Source organism: Desulfosporosinus sp. OT, assembly GCF_000224515.1.
Classification (GTDB): domain Bacteria; phylum Bacillota; class Desulfitobacteriia; order Desulfitobacteriales; family Desulfitobacteriaceae; genus Desulfosporosinus.
In genome coordinates, this window is the sequence record NZ_AGAF01000278.1 from 21,501 (window position 1) to 37,318 (window position 15,818).

Consider the following 15,818-nt stretch of genomic DNA (forward strand, 5'->3'; position numbering starts at 1 on the left):
GATACACCTCTCTTCCTAAATCAAACGTCAAAGTCAGACGGTTTAATGGCCTGTCTTATGGTTTTAATTTCATCCCAACGTTCGTCACTCATGCGATAACCAGTTCCTGGCCCACGATAGTTATTCCGACTATTAACTGCACTGATAACGTTAAAGTTTTTATCGAGAATAGCTGATGTGTGGAGATAATCTCCTGAAATACGTTGTTTCAAAAGATTGAGGACATTGTCCGCCAAATCACTGAACCCATTATTAGCCAAGGCTTTAACAATGTCTAAGCCCGTGATGCCGCGACTCATCAGTTCTTGAGCAGCTTTAATATCTTCAACAACATTACGTTCTGGCATATCGTTACTACCATGGGCATAGGTTGCGGCTTCGACTTCTTCATCCGTGATTTCCGGGAAACCGAGGTCTTTAAACACTGCTTGCAACGCGCGGGCAGCTTTATTACGAACAGCAATCGCTTGTTCTTCAGATATTGGGCGTAATCCGCCATCCACTTTCAAGTCACGCTGAATGATATTCCAATCGTCATAGTCGTCAACATCCCAGTTTGAACCAGCAAACATATTATCGGCGTTGGGAATGCCACCAAAACCGGAGCAAATAAAATCAGTACCGGGGAGCATTTGCATTAACGTACGAGCAGTACGACGAATGTCGGAGTGAGTAAAGGTCTGGTCATTGCTCGAAGCAACTTCCAAATCCAGCATGGTGGTGCAAAGATTTTCTGCCAACACCGCCCGAATACCTGATGGAACAGCTGCCGGTATACCGATACAACTTACAGATCCGTTTTGCAATCCCTGAGCTCCAGCACCCCTGGCGACCATAATACAACGAATTTCTAAATACAACATGGATTTACCTTCGGCATAACCCATCTGCACTTCTGAGCCGGTACCAGACGTAAATCTCATTTTCAGACCTCGTGAGGCATAGGCCGAAGCGAGAAATCCTTTTGACCAAGGTGTATCATCACCGTCAACGAACACATTTTCTGTACCGTAGACAGAAATTGTTTCCGCATAGGCAGTAATACCACGCATTCCAAGTTCCAGTTCAGTCGCTTCTTCCAGCGCACACTGAATCAATGTGCCACCTCGACCAGTTTGACCACCAATCAGCAGCGCCAGGGCATTGAAGGGGGCATACCGGACGACGGCGACTGTCGTTTCCATTTCATCAAATCCACGCAAGGATGCTTCCGCTCCGTCAGCAGCAATCAAGACTGGATTGTCCTTAACGTTGGTAATATGGCACTGATTAGAAGGAATCTTACGAGCCCTCATTTTTTGCATGGCCATCATCATTTCGACAACATTCATAGTGTTGAATACAGACACTAGTTTAGCTGCTGTTAAGCCACGTACAAGGTTTACTATTTCATCTCTCGATACATTAATATCGACCAGCATCTTAGCGATATCGGTACTATCCATAGCCATAGACTTTTCAGCTACTGTAACGTCAATGGCATAATCTGCAATAAACTGTTCAATAAAGTCAAAGTTACTACGTGATACCCCGTCCATTTCCACGATTTTCCCGTTTTCAATTTTAATACTCGGTTCCGGATCATTGGGGCTACCCATGGCTATCATACCTACCTCTGGCCATTCCTCTACGAAACCATCCTGATTGACAGGGCGTTCAGCCAATACCTCAAAACGTTTTGATCTTTTCATTATTTCGCCCCTCCCTCCTTTTAGATATATGGTGTTGTTACTGATGGAGCCGAGCCACCCATTGCTTCCAGCAATTTTAGACCGACATCTTTTGCTGCTAAGACCGATTGACGCACTGCCCCAGAGTCTCCAGTAATCATAATAATGACTTCATTAGAATGACTGCCTCCTCCAGGACTTCCATATCCGACCAATTCAACGTTGGCAGTTTTCACTGCAACATCGGACATCAGTACGCCGATGGCTGCAGGAGCTCCGACAATCAATCCAAAGGCTTTACCGACTGGTGCGCCGAAGGCTTTATTGACAGCAATACTTGCCCGTGCAGTATACTGAAGTTCAAGATGACCAGCATCATTGGCATAAACATCACCAAAGGTACGATCCAGCTCTTTCAGGGCTACTTCAATTGCTCTGCGAGCGTCTGAAACTTCTTCAGCTCCGAAAAGGATCAAACAACCGTGTCCTGCTCCGCCTTTAGTGTCGCGTGGTAATTCAATGCTTAGAATTTCTGTATTCGTTGCCTTAACAGCTTCATCAGCCGCCATAATATGAGGACCTGCTCCTGTACGAGCACCAAGGATACCAATCGAACGATATTTAGGGTCTATCTTCATCATTTCATGCAACATGGGATCAACATTAGCAATTACCAATCCGATGGTATCACCAATTGCGGTGCCGACAAACTCAGTCAGGCCAATGTTTGTAGGAGCTTTTGGCTTTTCCACTACCGTTTCGACAGGAGTTTGGCTTTCCATACGCTTTTTAATTTCATCCATGACCTTATCAATTAATTGATCTTGCATAATATATTGTCCACCTCCTAATTATTGTCTATTTAACTTGGGTAGAATTTTTTCCACATCCGCATGGGGACGAGGGATAACGTGAATGGAAACAACTTCGCCCACATTGCGAGCAGCAGCGGCACCAGCATCTGTTGCCGCCTTTATAGCACCAACATCACCCCGAACCATAACCGTCACCAAACCGGAACCAATTTTTTCATAGCCCATTAGTTCGACATTAGCAGCCTTGACCATCGCATCAGCTGCTTCAATAGCCCCGATAAGTCCCTTTGTTTCAATCATTCCTAAGGCCTCGCTCATGATCCATACCTCTCTTCACTTAAATTGAATTTTTCAGAAATCCTTAGCTGCAATAAGAATCCCCCCTGAATTCCTCATCTGGTTTTAAGAAAATCAATGTTAAATTTTTGACTTGTCTAAATATTAGCCTTTTCTTTACGTTTTACCATCAGCAAATATTGCTTACCCAATGGAATTATTTGCGGTCTTAGTCTGAGATGTCCCTGGACAAAAATGATTCATTTCGATTTATCAGTTCATTTTTGCATTCTCTTGCCCAAGTTTTTTAATTAAAAAAGCAAAAAAGGACTGTTTGAGCACAGTCCTTTTCACGCTTATACGACATTACAATCATAAAAATTTACGTTGTTTGCTAGTCTTCCTTTTGACGCGCCTTATTACGATACTGATTAGGTGTCATGTCTGTCGCTTGGCGAAATACACGACTAAAATAACTAGCATCTTGATAACCTACCTCTGCAGCAATACGTACTCCATTGTAATCGGTATTTTTCAAAAGCAATTTAGCCCTATCAATTCGAACATTCGAAATGTAATCCACAAAGTTACAACCTTTTTCCTGCTTAAATAAGCGGCTAAAGTAAAAACGGCTTAAATGCACAGTTTGGGCGACCTCTTCTAATGAAATGTTTTTATGGCAATTTTCTGCTATATATTCACACGCTTTATTTATAACCCGAATATTAACACTACTCCTATTTTCTAACATATTGTCCATAACGCAATCCAAGGATTCCAACATCCACTTTTCCACCTGTTCTTTGTTGCAGCACCCTATTAAGACATTAATGGAGTTGAAATTCAATAAAGTAAGCTGGTCTAAATTAGCACCACCTTCTACTGCCGCTCGAGATAAGACGATCAATAACTCAAGCACACAAGCCTTCACCGTCTCAATGCTCGCTTTACTCGCAAATATTGCCTCCAATAACTCTTTCAAAGCCAGTTTGGCTTGGTTTCTATCCCCACAACGTACCTTATCTAGTACTGTCCGCTCGTCATGAAAAGGATAATTAAAGGGTCCTGTACTTAAATGAGGTACATCTTCAACATGAATAATTTGACTATCCCCAAGATAAAATCTCTGACGCTGGGCATTTATGGCTTCACGGTAAGACTTTTGCATATCCAATGGATTAACGTAATAACGACCAATTCCAACCGTTATACTGACATTCATGTTCTGAAGAATACAGTCTCTTATATTCGTTGCAATATTCCAAACAACAGCCTTGATAAGGTCTTGTTCCACTACTTCCTTAAATCCTAATAATATAATCAAATTATCACTGCTAAAGGGAGTTACTATACCATTCTCGCCCACAACATTGCAAATCAGCTGATAGACTCGCTGCTTGAGCATTTGCTTTTCCAGTTCGCTATTACTGGAAGTAAGTTGTTTAAAATTATCGATATCAACAACTAAGGCAACCCCAGGATCAACTGGCATCCCTAGAAATCTTGATTGCTCCGTAAATTGTTTTAGATCCGAAATATTACCAGAGACCAAATCATGTACAAAAGACATCTGAATAAATGGTTTGGCTTTTTCTATATTTTCACGTAAGAGTGCTTCTTCTTCTTGTTTCAACTTCAACTCGTTTATCTTATCTGTGATAGTCCGTAAAGTGCGCACTAATTCATTAGTGCGCACAGGTTTTAACAAATATGCCACAGCACCTATTGTTAGGGCCTGCTTGGCGCTACTAAAATCGTCCATAGCGGTAAGCATGAGAACACTCGTATTAGGAAGCCCATCCAGGATACTCTTAGCCGCTTCCAAACCGTCCATTCCCGGCATGCGAATATCCATCAACACAATATCTGGTTTTTCGCTCAGGGCAATACGAACAGCACTTGCGCCATCCCCAGTATCGCCGACTACCTCAATTTCCGGGAAATTTGTCTGGATAATAAATTGAAGTGCTTGGCGTTCTAATTGTTCGTCATCTGCAATCAACAATCGATACATTGTTATACTCCTTGTACATTTTATGACTGACTGTAGGGAAGACGAATGTGGCTGCTGGTGCCTTCACCCACTTCACTTTCCATCTCCAGACCGTATTTAGGACCAAAATGATGTTGAATCCGTTTATGAACATTAATAATTCCTAGACCTGTTGTATGCCCATGAGTTTTCGTCCGTTTTCCCGCACTGAAGATGCTCTGAATGTGTTCCATTTGTACTCCAACACCGGTATCCCTCACACTGATCACAATCTCCTCTCCTTCGATCCGTCCACTAATATAGATTTGCCCTCCTTCTACCTTTTTTTCCAGTCCGTGAATAATAGCATTTTCGATCAAAGGCTGAAGGGTTAGAGCAGGAATCATTATCCTCATTATTTTGGGATCTATGTCAATAAATGATTGAATGCGATCCCCAAAACGCACCTTTTGGATCGTTAGATAGTCTTTGGCAGATTTCACTTCTTCTTCTAAGGTTCGGGGAACGTCAATATCGCGTAAATTTTCCCGGACCAAGTCAGATAAGGCATAGACGATTTCCTGAGTTTTACCAGCACCTTCCAATAGGGCCAAACGAGCAATGGTGTTTAATGTATTGAATAGAAAGTGGGGATTGACCTGAGCTTGCAACGCTTTTAATTCGGTAACATGCAACGTGGCTTCCAAGTCAGCTTTGGCTTTTAACTCCTCCACGAGCTGTTGCTGAACAATATTGACAACTCCTATTTCCACAATATAATTTGACATAATATAAATGAGATCAGCTGCAGCTTTAAGTCTCTTTTCTGGCACAACTTCAATGACATCAAAGAGCTCTGCTAAAACCTCCGTCTCCATACCTAAACCAGACAAACGCCGAATCATTTCCGCTTTGGCATCATAATCCTCTTTTGCCAAAACAACTTGCCCAGCAAGAAAAGCACCGATATATTGGTTTTGCACAATAATGGGGGCCGCTAAATCTGTTAATCCACTATGACAAAGATACACAAAAGGCTTTTGCTTCTCCATAGCCATGCGACCTGCACGATTGTCACAGCCAACACATTTAAATAGCCCCTGGGGAAAAGATCGAATATAGGTACAAATTTTTGTAAAGTTACTCGGTTTCGTAATCGGGTTTCCCCCAGCATCGACAATTACTGCTGCCAAGCCAGTTGCTTCCGAAAACTTAACCTGGATTTCTTGTAAAACATCGATGTCCACAATTTCGCCTAAGTTAAATCGACTCACTGCTTCCAATTGACTCCCCCCTCGTAAACGCCATTGAGTTTTTACAAATGTATCACGCTATTCCCACTTTTCTTCAATGATAGATTATTGTGTGAATCATTCACAGACTATTTCCTGTAAGCAGCAATTATATTCAATATTACAGCAAATAATTATTATTCATTTCTTCTTCTCTTATTTCCTTTTCGTATTTCCTTTTCTCTCTTGGAATTCTTAGATTATCCAGTTCTAATTAATTGATGCTTAATTAATGGTATAGCTTTTCCCTTTGCCAACTCTATTATTAAATCAAACTGTCTTTGTATAGTTTAATAATGGTTATAATATATTAGCCTTCTAAAGTAACTATAAATTTTTAAACAGAGAGTCATAATTTATGCAACAGAACAACAATAGCCTATGTTGGCACAAAATTATGCAAAGGATATTTGTATAATTCGTCAAATAACCTTAGTCAAAAGAGAAATTGTACAGACCGTTGAAACTAGGTTTACTATTTTTGTATTATAGGGGGGATTTTCATGTGGCTTGGCAAGGTGGTAGGAACTGTTGTAGCCCCTACTAAGAGTGAAAGTTTAATTGGTAGTAAACTCTTAGTGGTTCAACCGTTGAATTTAGATGGTATGAATACCATCAGTTTGCAGGTTGCCGTAGATACTGTAGGTGCAGGCAAAGGCGAAACTGTATTAGTATGCACTGGAAGTTCTGCTCGACATGTAACCGGAAATGAAAATAGTGCTGTCGACGCAGCGATCGTCGGAATTGTGGAGAATATAGACCTTGAGGGTCTTTCCAAAGCACAATATTGGGTACAGAAAGGATAATGTTTTAACAACAAAGTTAGTTTTCAGAAGGAGAATTTTATGCTAACAGCATACAAAACGCTAGAAAGTAGGCTCCAGGAAGTAACATGGGATCCCTTAAGTAAAGGAGTTTGGGTTAAACTAGTCAACCCAACACCCGAAGAAATCATCCAAATATCAGCTACAGCTCAGATACCGGAGCATTTTTTTCGTTTTGCAGTTGACGAAGATGACAGCCCTAGAATTATTTTGGGCAAAAAGTGTATTCTTGTCATTATTAATGTTCCAGTTTCTCATAGTGATGATCGATATGAGACCAGCCCACTCAGTATTATTTTAACACCAGAATTGACCATAACCATCAGTGAAAGCCGGATACAAGTACTTCCAGATAGCAACAAAGGCAGTAGGTTTTTATTCGATACCACTAAAAGGACCCAATTCTTCTTTCAAATCTTGTATCATGCCGATACCGTCTTTTTAAAATTTATTCGTCATATTCGCCAACGAACAGATGAGATTGAGTTTTGCCTACGTAAATCAACAAATAATCAAGAAGTTTTCCAACTTCTTGATCTTGAAAAAGGCTTAACCTACTTTACCGCAGCTCTACGTGGCAATGTGATCGTAGCAGAAACAATTCTCCGCATGCGATCTGACCCACAGATGCGATATTTACTGGAGATGCATGAAGAAGATGAAGATGTTTTGGAAAGCGTTATTATAGAAAATAAGCGAGCTTTGGAATTAGCTCAGACCTACAGTGACATAATGAGTAGTATGATGGATGCATTTTCTTCTGTCATAAACAATAATTTAAACCAGATCATGAAGTTTTTAGCTTCTGTAACTATTATATTAGCCATTCCAACTTTGATTTCAAGTTTTTGGAGCATGACGCTCAAGGTACCTTGGCAGGGTACAGAAATAGGATATTGGCTGGTTCTTATGTTCGCCCTTATTACAAGTGGTACTGTGGGTATTATTCTACGAAGAAAAGGAATGTTATGATACCCCTTCTAATTTTTGTACAAAAGGTGGTCCAATGTCCTAAGATCATAGGCTTTGGTCCACTTTTTTACTATTTGAATAATTTTTCAAGAAAACTCTAACGCTCCCCGCATGGTTAAACACTATTGCAGAGTAAACAACGTCAATTTCTTACAAGTCCTACAAAATGCCTTAAAAGTTCAACTTGGCATTAACGGTTAAATGAATGTATCTAGACAAAGACAAATATCTCCTATTTTAACAGTGATTATCATAGTTCCAGTACATTATGGATATATGCAAAAAAACAATTAGTTTTAGGAAGGCAATAATGTAATATATGCAGGCAATTTTATATAGAAGTCGTTGCCTAGATTTCTGGTAAGATATTTATAGGCCTTAATTCAGACTATTGAGAATAGCAAATTCCAGATATTAGAGAAAGGAGCGTTTATATTAAGTTTTTAAAACCTGTATCACGACAGTTTAGGTAAGATAACCTAAAACTTGTTAATACGCAGAGGTAGGTAGAAAATAAGAGGAGGGTTATGTAATGGTAACTCCATTTTTAGGAGAATTTCTTGGGACAGCGACACTTATTATTTTTGGAAATGGCGTAGTCGCAAACTCTTGCCTAGCAAAATCAAAAGCTGAAGGTGCTGGCTGGGTGAATATCATCGCTGGTTGGGCCATTGGGGTGATGATGGGGATTTTTGTTGCAATAGCCTGTGGAGCCCAAGGTGATCTTAACCCAGCGGTAACCTTTGCCAAAGTCTTAAACGGTGTCTATTCAGTATCAGACGCCCTTGTAATTATGATTTTACAAATAGCGGGTGGCATTGTCGGTGGTTGCATTACTTGGTTGCTCTTCCGCGGACACTGGGAGCTTACAGACGATAAGGCCACAAAATTAGGTGTATTCTGCACTTCTCCCGCAGTTAGAAATTATGGTCAAAATTTATTCTTCGAAGCTATTGCTACAGTTATGTTGATTTTCGGAGTTTTTGCAATTTTTTCAGCAAAGGTTGGGTCTATGACCCCTGGATATGGTCCTTTTATGGTCGGCCTTTTAATTTTCGGATTAGGTGCATGCCTGGGTGGTCCTACAGGATATGCTATGAACCCTGCTCGTGACTTAGGTCCCCGCATTGCTCATTTCATCTGCCCCATTGCTGGCAAGGGCGATTCTGATTGGGCGTATTCATGGGTCCCTATTGTCGGACCAATGATCGGCGGAGCGGTAGCCTTTGCTTTAGCGAAGGGTATTGGCATTCTCTAATGCTTATCAGTTAATAGTCCAACACTAATAACAAATCCTGCGAGGAGTGCTATCCTTGCAGGATTTGTTATGTAAAGCCACTCTTCAGGTTTATGCCTCACTTTAACTAAATAAGGCTGTTGGGAATTTGATAAACCATTAAAAAACAAGAAGAGGTGGTCCCGATGCCGGATAAAAAAATTATGGCTCTTCCCCAGGAACTCTTAATTATTGGTGCGGTGGTGAAAACCGGAATGGTCGAGGCCTTGCGACAAGACACTACTTGTGCTACTCTGGCTGAAGAATTAAACCTGAACTCTCGAGCTGTTTGGATGAAGAGATAGGATATTAGTTAGCGGGTTCCCATTTGCATCGTACAGGCGAGGTAATTGAATTTTCCTTTTTCAATTCTTTAAAGGCTTTATCAATTTCTTTACGGTCTAATCCCGTTAATTTCTCAACTTCACCTGCACTTACAGGTTTACCTGCTTCTCTCATTGCTTTCAGTACATCTTCTTTACTACTCATAACTAGTCATTCCTTTCAAACTCTTAATTTATTTTAGTGTGTAGCAAAATCTACTACACCAGCCACCCGTAACCCTGCCCGGAATCTACGATATAGTCAACATATACCGACTGATCCTTGATCTTGATACAGAATCAAATATCATTTTCCAACGAACATTTTATCATATTTATTGAGTCAGAGTACAGAAAAAGAAAACGTTCCGGCATCCTATAAAACGACCTGATAGCGTCCATCAGGTCGTTTTTGACTTTGAGGGCTGTAGAAGTAGCTTGCCCCATTATTATGCAATTGAGTGATTACCGCATTTCTATCTTGCAATAAATCATGTTAATAAGGTTGATGAATCCTCATACTTGTTACATCACGAAAAATTGGAAGAAGGAGAAAGTTTTGATCGAAATTTAAAAATATTTCTAAGATCTATGCAGATGGATTTCATGCCATAGATGACCTAAACTTCAAAATCGAAAAAGGAGAATTGTTTGTTCTGATCGGGCCTAGTGGTTGTGGTAAAACTACGACTATGAAAATGATCAACCGTTTGATAGAGCCAACTAAAGGTGAGATTTGGGTCGATAGACAAAACATTAATACCCAGGACCCAGTGGAATTACGGCGTAATATTGGTTATGTCATTCAACAGATCGGTCTTTTACATCATATGACCATTGGAGAGAAGTCGCGCTGGTTCCTAAACTGAAAAAATGGGAAAAAGGGAAATACCTCAAGCGGGTTGATGAGCTACTTGAATTAGTAGGTCTGAATCCGAAGGTATATAGGGATCGATACCCATCTGAACTTAGCGGTGGTCAACAACAACGTGTTGGAGTTATCCGGGCGATGGCCGCTGAACCACCAATAATCCCGATGGATGAGCCTTTCAGCGCTTTAGATCCAATCAGTCGTGAACAACTGCAAGATGAACTGATCAGACTACAACAAGAAATCTTTGTCACTCATGACATGGATGAAGCACTGAAAATTGCCGACAAAATCTGTATCATGCATTCCGGTAGGATTGTTCAAATAGCAGCACCAGAACAAATATTGAGACATCCTGCTAATGAATTTGTACAATCTTTTATCGGAGAGAAACGCCTAGATCAAGCGGGTATTTTACCTGATTTGGAAGAAGTTATGGTAAAGGCAGTGACCGCAGGACCAAACAGAGGACTTGCTGCTTCAGTAAAAATCATGCAGACCCATAGGGTTGATAGCCTACTGGTTGTAGATGGGCCCAACTTCATTGGGACTGTTCGAATTTGGGAGATACAACAAAATTTCCAAGCAGAGAATCTGGTTTTGAAGGATATTGTTCTTATGGACACGCCACGCATCGAACTGGGAAAATCTCTGGCTGAGGCTATCGAATTAATGAGCAAGTATGGTGTGGCTTATCTGCCAGTTGTTACTGCTGATAATAAATCCTGCAAGGAGCGCCATTCTTGCAGGATTTATTGATTTTTCCTCCTTATTGTTTCTTATATCGTTGAAATTAGAACTTTAACTACCTATTAAAATCGTTTTTCCAGCGAGCTGGTTATTGTTTTTAATGTACGAACAAGCTCTAAATAGTCCTCTTTATTCAAATCAGAGATGCACGCTTTATTTGCATTGTCTGAAATACCGATAAGTTGCTCAAGGACACTTTCGCCTAAATCCGTGAGAGTTATGCTATAAATCCTGCGATCATTTATATCGATATTTCTAACAACATATCCTTTTTTTACTAACAAATCCAAGATCCTCGTTACATTTGTTTTATCTTTAAGACATGCCCGAGCTAAGTCAGTTTGTGATGCCCCTGGATTGTGATACACAGCGTTTAGGATTGCCCATTGTTCTGTTGTTATGTTCAAATCGTTGTCTTTAATTAACTTGCTAAAATAAGACTTCATATAATAGTTTGTTTTAGCAACTATAAAACCTAAAGAATCATTAATATTAAAATCTTTCATATATACCTTCTTCTATACCTTCCTCATATATACCCTCTTCATAGGCAAACGTCCAATGACTAATAATAGCATAAATAACAACTAGCATACACATCGTACTAAAGGCTATCCCCTCAAAAACTAAAGGGATAGCCTCTTTCCTCGCTAGTTAGATCCTTTCCGCAATCTTCAGCCACGTTTCCTTCGTTAAAAAGCTTTCTTCCACTTGCTCTTCCAGCTCCAAAAAGCGCTTAAATGGGATACTAAAGGAAAGGATATCCTTGTCAATGAATTTACGTGCTGAAGGATCGGTCAGACCGATAATGCACTTTGGATTCTCAGCCTCCACTTGTTCTAGAGCGTAAAGTACGGACTGATGGCAACCAGCACCAAAATTAATCATAACGTTGTCTTGGGTAGGTTTATCGTAATTAGCGAACCACATTAGCGCGGATAGTTGATCAGCATTGGCTAGAAAAATGACAACTTCAGGTATTTCCCCTGCAACTAATTCTTCCAAAGGTTTAAATACAATATACGTCTTGGGGGTGACTATCGGTAATCCTGTTAAAAACTTCGCGGCTAGCTCAGGATTTTTCTTGTAGAATTCACCTTCCTTGCCACCTACCCCACCGGTAGACAAGAAATACTCCATGAAACCCAATTCGAATTGTTTATAGCCTAGACCCACTGCTCCACCCTGACATCCAGTTGTTTTAGCGTCAAACACTGCGCTGCGACCCTTAGTTGCGACAGCATTTAACATTGAGGTCACGCAGCCCCACTTTCCCTCCAGAAATTGTAGCGCTCCCTCAGGCTTTACATCTGTTCGAAAGACGGCAACTGGTTTTGTTTTAAGCTTAATTGAATTGGCAATCTTACTTTTCACCTCAACACTTCCTCTCTCATAGTTTAGTATCTCTTATGCTAAGAGAATGTAGTTGTATCAATAATAGATATAGCAACTATATTTGTCAAGATATTAATCAGTGCTGACGTGAAATTTGTTATTCATCATCATCTCGAGCAATGCAGACGCATCTTATCAAAGATTGTTCTTGATCATTGAGGAAGTCCATTCCACTTCAAACTCATGACTGCTTTTAAGCTTTTCCACAAGGGGAATATCCGCTGGGGCAAAGTCATATAGGCCTAACTCATGCCGATTAACCCAAACGATTTGGCTGTGCACTTTTAAAGTAACTTCATCTGATATCCACTTGCACCAGAAAGCCATCAGCTTAATTGTTCCGCTAGGATATGCAAAGATGCTTTCACCAAAGAAATTTAAAACTGCTATGTCAACATCTAGTTCTTCTTTAATTTCTCGCTTTAAGCACTCCTGAGGAGTCTCGCCAAGTTCAATTTTGCCACCGGGGAACTCCCATTTACCCGCTAATTTATCACTAGGGGCTCGTTGGGCAATTAGCACCTTGTTATTCTTTAAGATAATTGCAGCCGTTACTTCCTTCATAAATGATTAAATCCTTTATTTTAATTCTTGGTAATAATACCTATGCAATCATTCATAGCAATTTTGCTGGATCAATGTTTATTATTTGTTCCCTTTATTTAGGTTACCTTTCCATTCTTTGATCCACGCTCATCAAGCTTATTACATCTATTTTCGAAATGTTGAATGCAATGCGAGGTTATAGACACAATGTTCTTTATATTTGATTATACTCTGTTATTACAACGCGTCAATTTGTTACTTGCAAGATTAACAACTATGGCTCTATGAAAATACTGTGGAAATTTCTATAATTTATTTTCCAATTAGCTGACTCTCAACATTGTATATAACCTCACAATCACAATGCCCACCATTTTTCTTAAAAACCTCTAATATTTCGTTTATTTTTCCTCGGTTAAACTGCATCTGCGTTAGAATCTGCTCACTCAAGCGGAAGGTATGATCACATGCTAGTCCTGAAAGTCTCTCATTCAACCTATAAAAAAACATTCTCTCAAAAAGCAGGCTTAATAGATCAGCATTCTTATTTAAACTTGCCTTCTCATAATTAAAGAGAGAATCATACTCTAATGTTGTTGATTGTACTCCGGAGACAAGCCTTCGCTTAACTTCATCTTTAATTAATTTTTTGTCCTTTAAGACCTCGTTATCAGGGTTTAGCTCTTCTCGTTCTCTTCTTTTATCCCTATTAGCCGTTCTTTTAGCATGACCTAGTGTCATGGCAATTGCCCCCTCTTTTCATCGATGATGATGTGCGAATGTTTACCCTTCTTCATTTAATGATTCCCTTTCGATAACCTTTAATACATGAAGTAAACTTGAATCCATTGATTTGATTGTCAACTTTAGGTTATAAAACTATCATTATCCAAACCTAAGCAATCTGCCGACTGCTTAGGTTTGGGAAGGGTATTCCGAGACGTCATTCAGCAGCTCGCTTCGGAGCTCATTGTATCTGACAAGGGCATGATCTAAGTGATTTTTGTTGCCTCTTGTACATTATGCGTAATAATGTGGTCTAACGTAAAATACAAGATATTTTTCACGGATCATTGTGTTCTTTTGTTGTATTTTAAGATAACTAGGCTAAATGTAATGGCTTTCCATCTATTCCGTGAGCAGCCTCCATGATAATTTCCGACAATGTAGGATGAGCATGTACCATGTGTGCTAAATCTTTCCCCAAGAGTTTCATCTCAACTGCCAAAGCTAATTCGTGAATAAGAGTACTGGCCTGAAAACCCAAAATGCTCGCCCCAAGAATAACACCTTGTTCATCAGTCAACAGTTTAACGTTCCCAATAGACTCTCCTAGCGCCAGAGCCATCCCATTCGCGCTATAGGGAAATTTACTCACCTTGTATTTGGTACCCTTTGTCTTAAGCTCTTGTTCAGTTATCCCCACTGTGGCAACTTCTGGATGGGTAAAGCTAACACTGGGGATCGCTCTGTAGTCCATTTCTACGCTGTGACCCGCTATATGTTCAACCGCAATAATACCTTCCGTCGAGGCGACATGGGCAAGCATAATTCCACCAACGACATCTCCAATAGCATAGACATTCGGAAGATTCGTCTGCATTTGGCGATTTACTACAATTGCTCCCCGCTCGGTTTGAAGACCCAACCCCTCCACATCAATCCCTTGTAAATTCGGTCTGCGACCGGTAGCTAACAGGACCTTATTTGCTAGGATTTCTCGGGATCCTTTGTTGTCTTCGACCACTATAACCAAACGATCTTCATTTCGAATCTCTTTAACAGCAGTCTTGGTTAAAATATCAATGCCGGAACGTTTTAATAGTGGAATTAAGCGTTTGGAAACCTCTTCGTCCCCATTTGGGAGAATACTTGGTAACATCTCTACCACGGTTACCTTAACACCAAAGGCCTGATAAATAGAGGCAAACTCTAAGCCGATCACACCTCCGCCGATGATAACTAACTGTTCAGGCAATGAGGTGTCCGTAAGTATTTCATCACTGGTTATAACTCCGGGTAAATCGGCACCGGGTATCGGGATTCGGATTGGAACCGAGCCAGTAGCCAAAACAATGTGATCCGCAGTAATTATTTCGCTCCCGTTTTTAGTTTTAACCTCCAGGCAACCGGGTTGCTTAAATTCTCCAAAGCCCTCTATAATCTGAACGTTTGATTCCTTCAAAAGCTTACCAATACCACCCAACAAAGTGCTGACAATATTATCTTTGCGAGCCATAACCTGAGCAAAATCCACAACGGGTGCTTCGACTGAGATACCGAATTCTTCTGCCCGTTGGATTTCCCGTAAAACCTCTGCACTTTTTACTAGTGTCTTAGTGGGAATACATCCGCGGTTTAAACAGGTACCACCAACCCGGTCAGTCTCTACTAGCGCTACCGACAGGCCAAGTTGTGCCGCCCGCAATGCGCCAACATACCCCCCCGGACCTCCACCTAAAAATGCTATTTGGAAATGTTTCATTGCATTACCTCCTCTAGTCCTATACAGGCTTACCTCAATATGGAATCATAAGTTTAACTTTCTAATTAGAAATAAAAAAACAGAGGGTGCACTTTACGCACTCCTCTGTCCTTTAACCTGAGAGATTAGACTTCATTAAGTCCTTCCCCTTTGGTGTTCTCATTAAGAGAAACTCTCCAGAGCTCCGTCTCATATCGGTACTTTTGCCTGAGAGCTTCCTCCCCCGTTGCGAACAGGGGAATTTCTCCTTCGGCGCCTAAACAAGGTCTCTCCCGATATAGTCATCCGGACCTTATATATTCCATTTATTCAATGATAAATTCCTGAAAGCTATACATATAGTATACCTTT

17 protein-coding genes, 1 pseudogene and 1 riboswitch are annotated in these 15,818 nt (G+C 40.5%); of the genes and pseudogenes, 7 read left to right on the plus strand and 11 right to left on the minus strand.

Annotation, left to right across the window (positions count from 1 at the left end; translation table 11 throughout):
- Positions 1–20: 20 nt before the first annotated feature.
- The 5 genes from DOT_RS26905 to DOT_RS26925 form a co-directional block, all read right to left on the minus strand.
- Positions 21–1,691 carry a propanediol/glycerol family dehydratase large subunit gene (locus DOT_RS26905; RefSeq protein WP_009624802.1) on the minus strand — a complete coding sequence of 557 codons (1,671 nt, stop codon included), beginning with the start codon at positions 1,689–1,691 and terminating at the stop codon, positions 21–23.
- Between the two features lie 20 nt (positions 1,692–1,711).
- A complete protein-coding gene (gene pduB, locus DOT_RS26910) occupies positions 1,712–2,500 on the minus strand; it encodes a propanediol utilization microcompartment protein PduB (RefSeq protein ID WP_009624803.1) in 789 nt (262 codons plus the stop codon).
- Between the two features lie 21 nt (positions 2,501–2,521).
- Positions 2,522–2,806, minus strand: coding sequence for a propanediol utilization microcompartment protein PduA (pduA, locus tag DOT_RS26915; protein WP_242833927.1), 285 nt, complete (start codon positions 2,804–2,806; stop codon positions 2,522–2,524).
- A 349-nt stretch (positions 2,807–3,155) separates the two neighbouring features.
- Positions 3,156–4,775, minus strand: a complete 1,620-nt coding sequence (locus tag DOT_RS26920; RefSeq protein WP_009624805.1) for a response regulator — start codon at positions 4,773–4,775, stop codon at positions 3,156–3,158.
- Positions 4,776–4,795: 20 nt separating this feature from the next.
- Positions 4,796–6,007, minus strand: coding sequence for a PocR ligand-binding domain-containing protein (locus tag DOT_RS26925; protein WP_242833928.1), 1,212 nt, complete (start codon positions 6,005–6,007; stop codon positions 4,796–4,798).
- A 521-nt stretch (positions 6,008–6,528) separates the two neighbouring features.
- On the opposite strand from DOT_RS26925, the gene DOT_RS26930 reads away from it, so the two are divergent.
- The 4 genes from DOT_RS26930 to DOT_RS30060 all read left to right on the plus strand — a co-directional run bounded on the left by DOT_RS26930 (position 6,529) and on the right by DOT_RS30060 (position 9,402).
- Entirely contained in the window at positions 6,529–6,831 is a 303-nt protein-coding gene (locus DOT_RS26930; RefSeq protein WP_009624807.1) for a EutN/CcmL family microcompartment protein, read from the plus strand.
- A 39-nt stretch (positions 6,832–6,870) separates the two neighbouring features.
- The gene (locus tag DOT_RS26935; protein WP_009624808.1) at positions 6,871–7,821 is read left to right on the plus strand and encodes a magnesium transporter CorA family protein; all 951 of its coding nucleotides are present in this window, start codon (positions 6,871–6,873) and stop codon (positions 7,819–7,821) included.
- 532 nt (positions 7,822–8,353) lie between these two features.
- Entirely contained in the window at positions 8,354–9,079 is a 726-nt protein-coding gene (locus DOT_RS26940; protein ID WP_009624809.1) for an MIP/aquaporin family protein, read from the plus strand.
- Positions 9,080–9,243: 164 nt separating this feature from the next.
- Positions 9,244–9,402 (plus strand): hypothetical protein, encoded by a 159-nt coding sequence (locus DOT_RS30060; RefSeq protein WP_009624811.1) that lies wholly within the window; start codon positions 9,244–9,246, stop codon positions 9,400–9,402.
- Positions 9,403–9,406: 4 nt separating this feature from the next.
- Here DOT_RS30060 and DOT_RS26945 read toward each other — a convergent pair whose 3' ends face one another.
- A complete protein-coding gene (locus DOT_RS26945) occupies positions 9,407–9,586 on the minus strand; it encodes a transcriptional regulator (RefSeq protein WP_009624812.1) in 180 nt (59 codons plus the stop codon).
- Positions 9,587–10,067: 481 nt separating this feature from the next.
- On the opposite strand from DOT_RS26945, the gene DOT_RS32595 reads away from it, so the two are divergent.
- The 3 genes and pseudogenes from DOT_RS32595 (at position 10,068) to DOT_RS32605 (ending at position 11,050) form a co-directional block, all read left to right on the plus strand.
- Positions 10,068–10,289 (plus strand): ATP-binding cassette domain-containing protein, encoded by a 222-nt coding sequence (locus tag DOT_RS32595; protein WP_009624813.1) that lies wholly within the window; start codon positions 10,068–10,070, stop codon positions 10,287–10,289.
- Positions 10,286–10,411: pseudogene (locus DOT_RS32860) on the plus strand (osmoprotectant); the annotation flags it as partial. The gene DOT_RS32595 and the pseudogene DOT_RS32860, both read left to right, overlap by 4 nt.
- An 18-nt stretch (positions 10,412–10,429) precedes the next feature.
- Positions 10,430–11,050, plus strand: a complete 621-nt coding sequence (locus DOT_RS32605; protein WP_009624814.1) for a CBS domain-containing protein — start codon at positions 10,430–10,432, stop codon at positions 11,048–11,050.
- A gap of 53 nt (positions 11,051–11,103) precedes the next feature.
- Here DOT_RS32605 and DOT_RS26955 read toward each other — a convergent pair whose 3' ends face one another.
- The 5 genes from DOT_RS26955 to lpdA all read right to left on the minus strand — a co-directional run bounded on the left by DOT_RS26955 (position 11,104) and on the right by lpdA (position 15,467).
- On the minus strand, positions 11,104–11,547 hold the full coding sequence (locus DOT_RS26955; RefSeq protein ID WP_009624815.1) for a MarR family transcriptional regulator: 444 nt from the start codon (positions 11,545–11,547) through the stop codon (positions 11,104–11,106).
- Between the two features lie 148 nt (positions 11,548–11,695).
- The gene (locus DOT_RS26960; RefSeq protein WP_009624816.1) at positions 11,696–12,415 is read right to left on the minus strand and encodes a DUF169 domain-containing protein; all 720 of its coding nucleotides are present in this window, start codon (positions 12,413–12,415) and stop codon (positions 11,696–11,698) included.
- A gap of 156 nt (positions 12,416–12,571) precedes the next feature.
- Complete coding sequence (gene mutT, locus DOT_RS26965) at positions 12,572–13,000, minus strand: 8-oxo-dGTP diphosphatase MutT (protein WP_009624817.1); 429 nt, start codon at positions 12,998–13,000, stop codon at positions 12,572–12,574.
- Positions 13,001–13,294: 294 nt separating this feature from the next.
- The gene (locus DOT_RS26970) at positions 13,295–13,723 is read right to left on the minus strand and encodes a DUF2695 domain-containing protein (protein ID WP_009624819.1); all 429 of its coding nucleotides are present in this window, start codon (positions 13,721–13,723) and stop codon (positions 13,295–13,297) included.
- Between the two features lie 361 nt (positions 13,724–14,084).
- The gene (gene lpdA, locus DOT_RS26975) at positions 14,085–15,467 is read right to left on the minus strand and encodes a dihydrolipoyl dehydrogenase (protein ID WP_009624820.1); all 1,383 of its coding nucleotides are present in this window, start codon (positions 15,465–15,467) and stop codon (positions 14,085–14,087) included.
- Between the two features lie 185 nt (positions 15,468–15,652).
- Positions 15,653–15,752: riboswitch (glycine riboswitch) on the minus strand.
- Positions 15,753–15,818: the final 66 nt, after the last annotated feature.

What these genes read in the sequence shown, in the direction of transcription:
- DOT_RS26935 (WP_009624808.1), top strand. Translation starts at nt 6,871, where the DNA reads ATGCTAACAGCATACAAAACGCTAGAAAGTAGGCTCCAGGAAGTAACA.
- DOT_RS26930 (WP_009624807.1), top strand. Translation starts at nt 6,529, where the DNA reads ATGTGGCTTGGCAAGGTGGTAGGAACTGTTGTAGCCCCTACTAAGAGT.
- DOT_RS32605 (WP_009624814.1), top strand. Translation starts at nt 10,430, where the DNA reads ATGGCCGCTGAACCACCAATAATCCCGATGGATGAGCCTTTCAGCGCT.
- DOT_RS26970 (WP_009624819.1), bottom strand. Translation starts at nt 13,723, where the DNA reads ATGACACTAGGTCATGCTAAAAGAACGGCTAATAGGGATAAAAGAAGA.
- DOT_RS26905 (WP_009624802.1), bottom strand. Translation starts at nt 1,691, where the DNA reads ATGAAAAGATCAAAACGTTTTGAGGTATTGGCTGAACGCCCTGTCAAT.
- DOT_RS26940 (WP_009624809.1), top strand. Translation starts at nt 8,354, where the DNA reads ATGGTAACTCCATTTTTAGGAGAATTTCTTGGGACAGCGACACTTATT.
- mutT (WP_009624817.1), bottom strand. Translation starts at nt 13,000, where the DNA reads ATGAAGGAAGTAACGGCTGCAATTATCTTAAAGAATAACAAGGTGCTA.
- DOT_RS26945 (WP_009624812.1), bottom strand. Translation starts at nt 9,586, where the DNA reads ATGAGTAGTAAAGAAGATGTACTGAAAGCAATGAGAGAAGCAGGTAAA.
- DOT_RS30060 (WP_009624811.1), top strand. Translation starts at nt 9,244, where the DNA reads ATGCCGGATAAAAAAATTATGGCTCTTCCCCAGGAACTCTTAATTATT.
- DOT_RS26920 (WP_009624805.1), bottom strand. Translation starts at nt 4,775, where the DNA reads ATGTATCGATTGTTGATTGCAGATGACGAACAATTAGAACGCCAAGCA.
- pduB (WP_009624803.1), bottom strand. Translation starts at nt 2,500, where the DNA reads ATGCAAGATCAATTAATTGATAAGGTCATGGATGAAATTAAAAAGCGT.
- DOT_RS26955 (WP_009624815.1), bottom strand. Translation starts at nt 11,547, where the DNA reads ATGAAAGATTTTAATATTAATGATTCTTTAGGTTTTATAGTTGCTAAA.
- lpdA (WP_009624820.1), bottom strand. Translation starts at nt 15,467, where the DNA reads ATGAAACATTTCCAAATAGCATTTTTAGGTGGAGGTCCGGGGGGGTAT.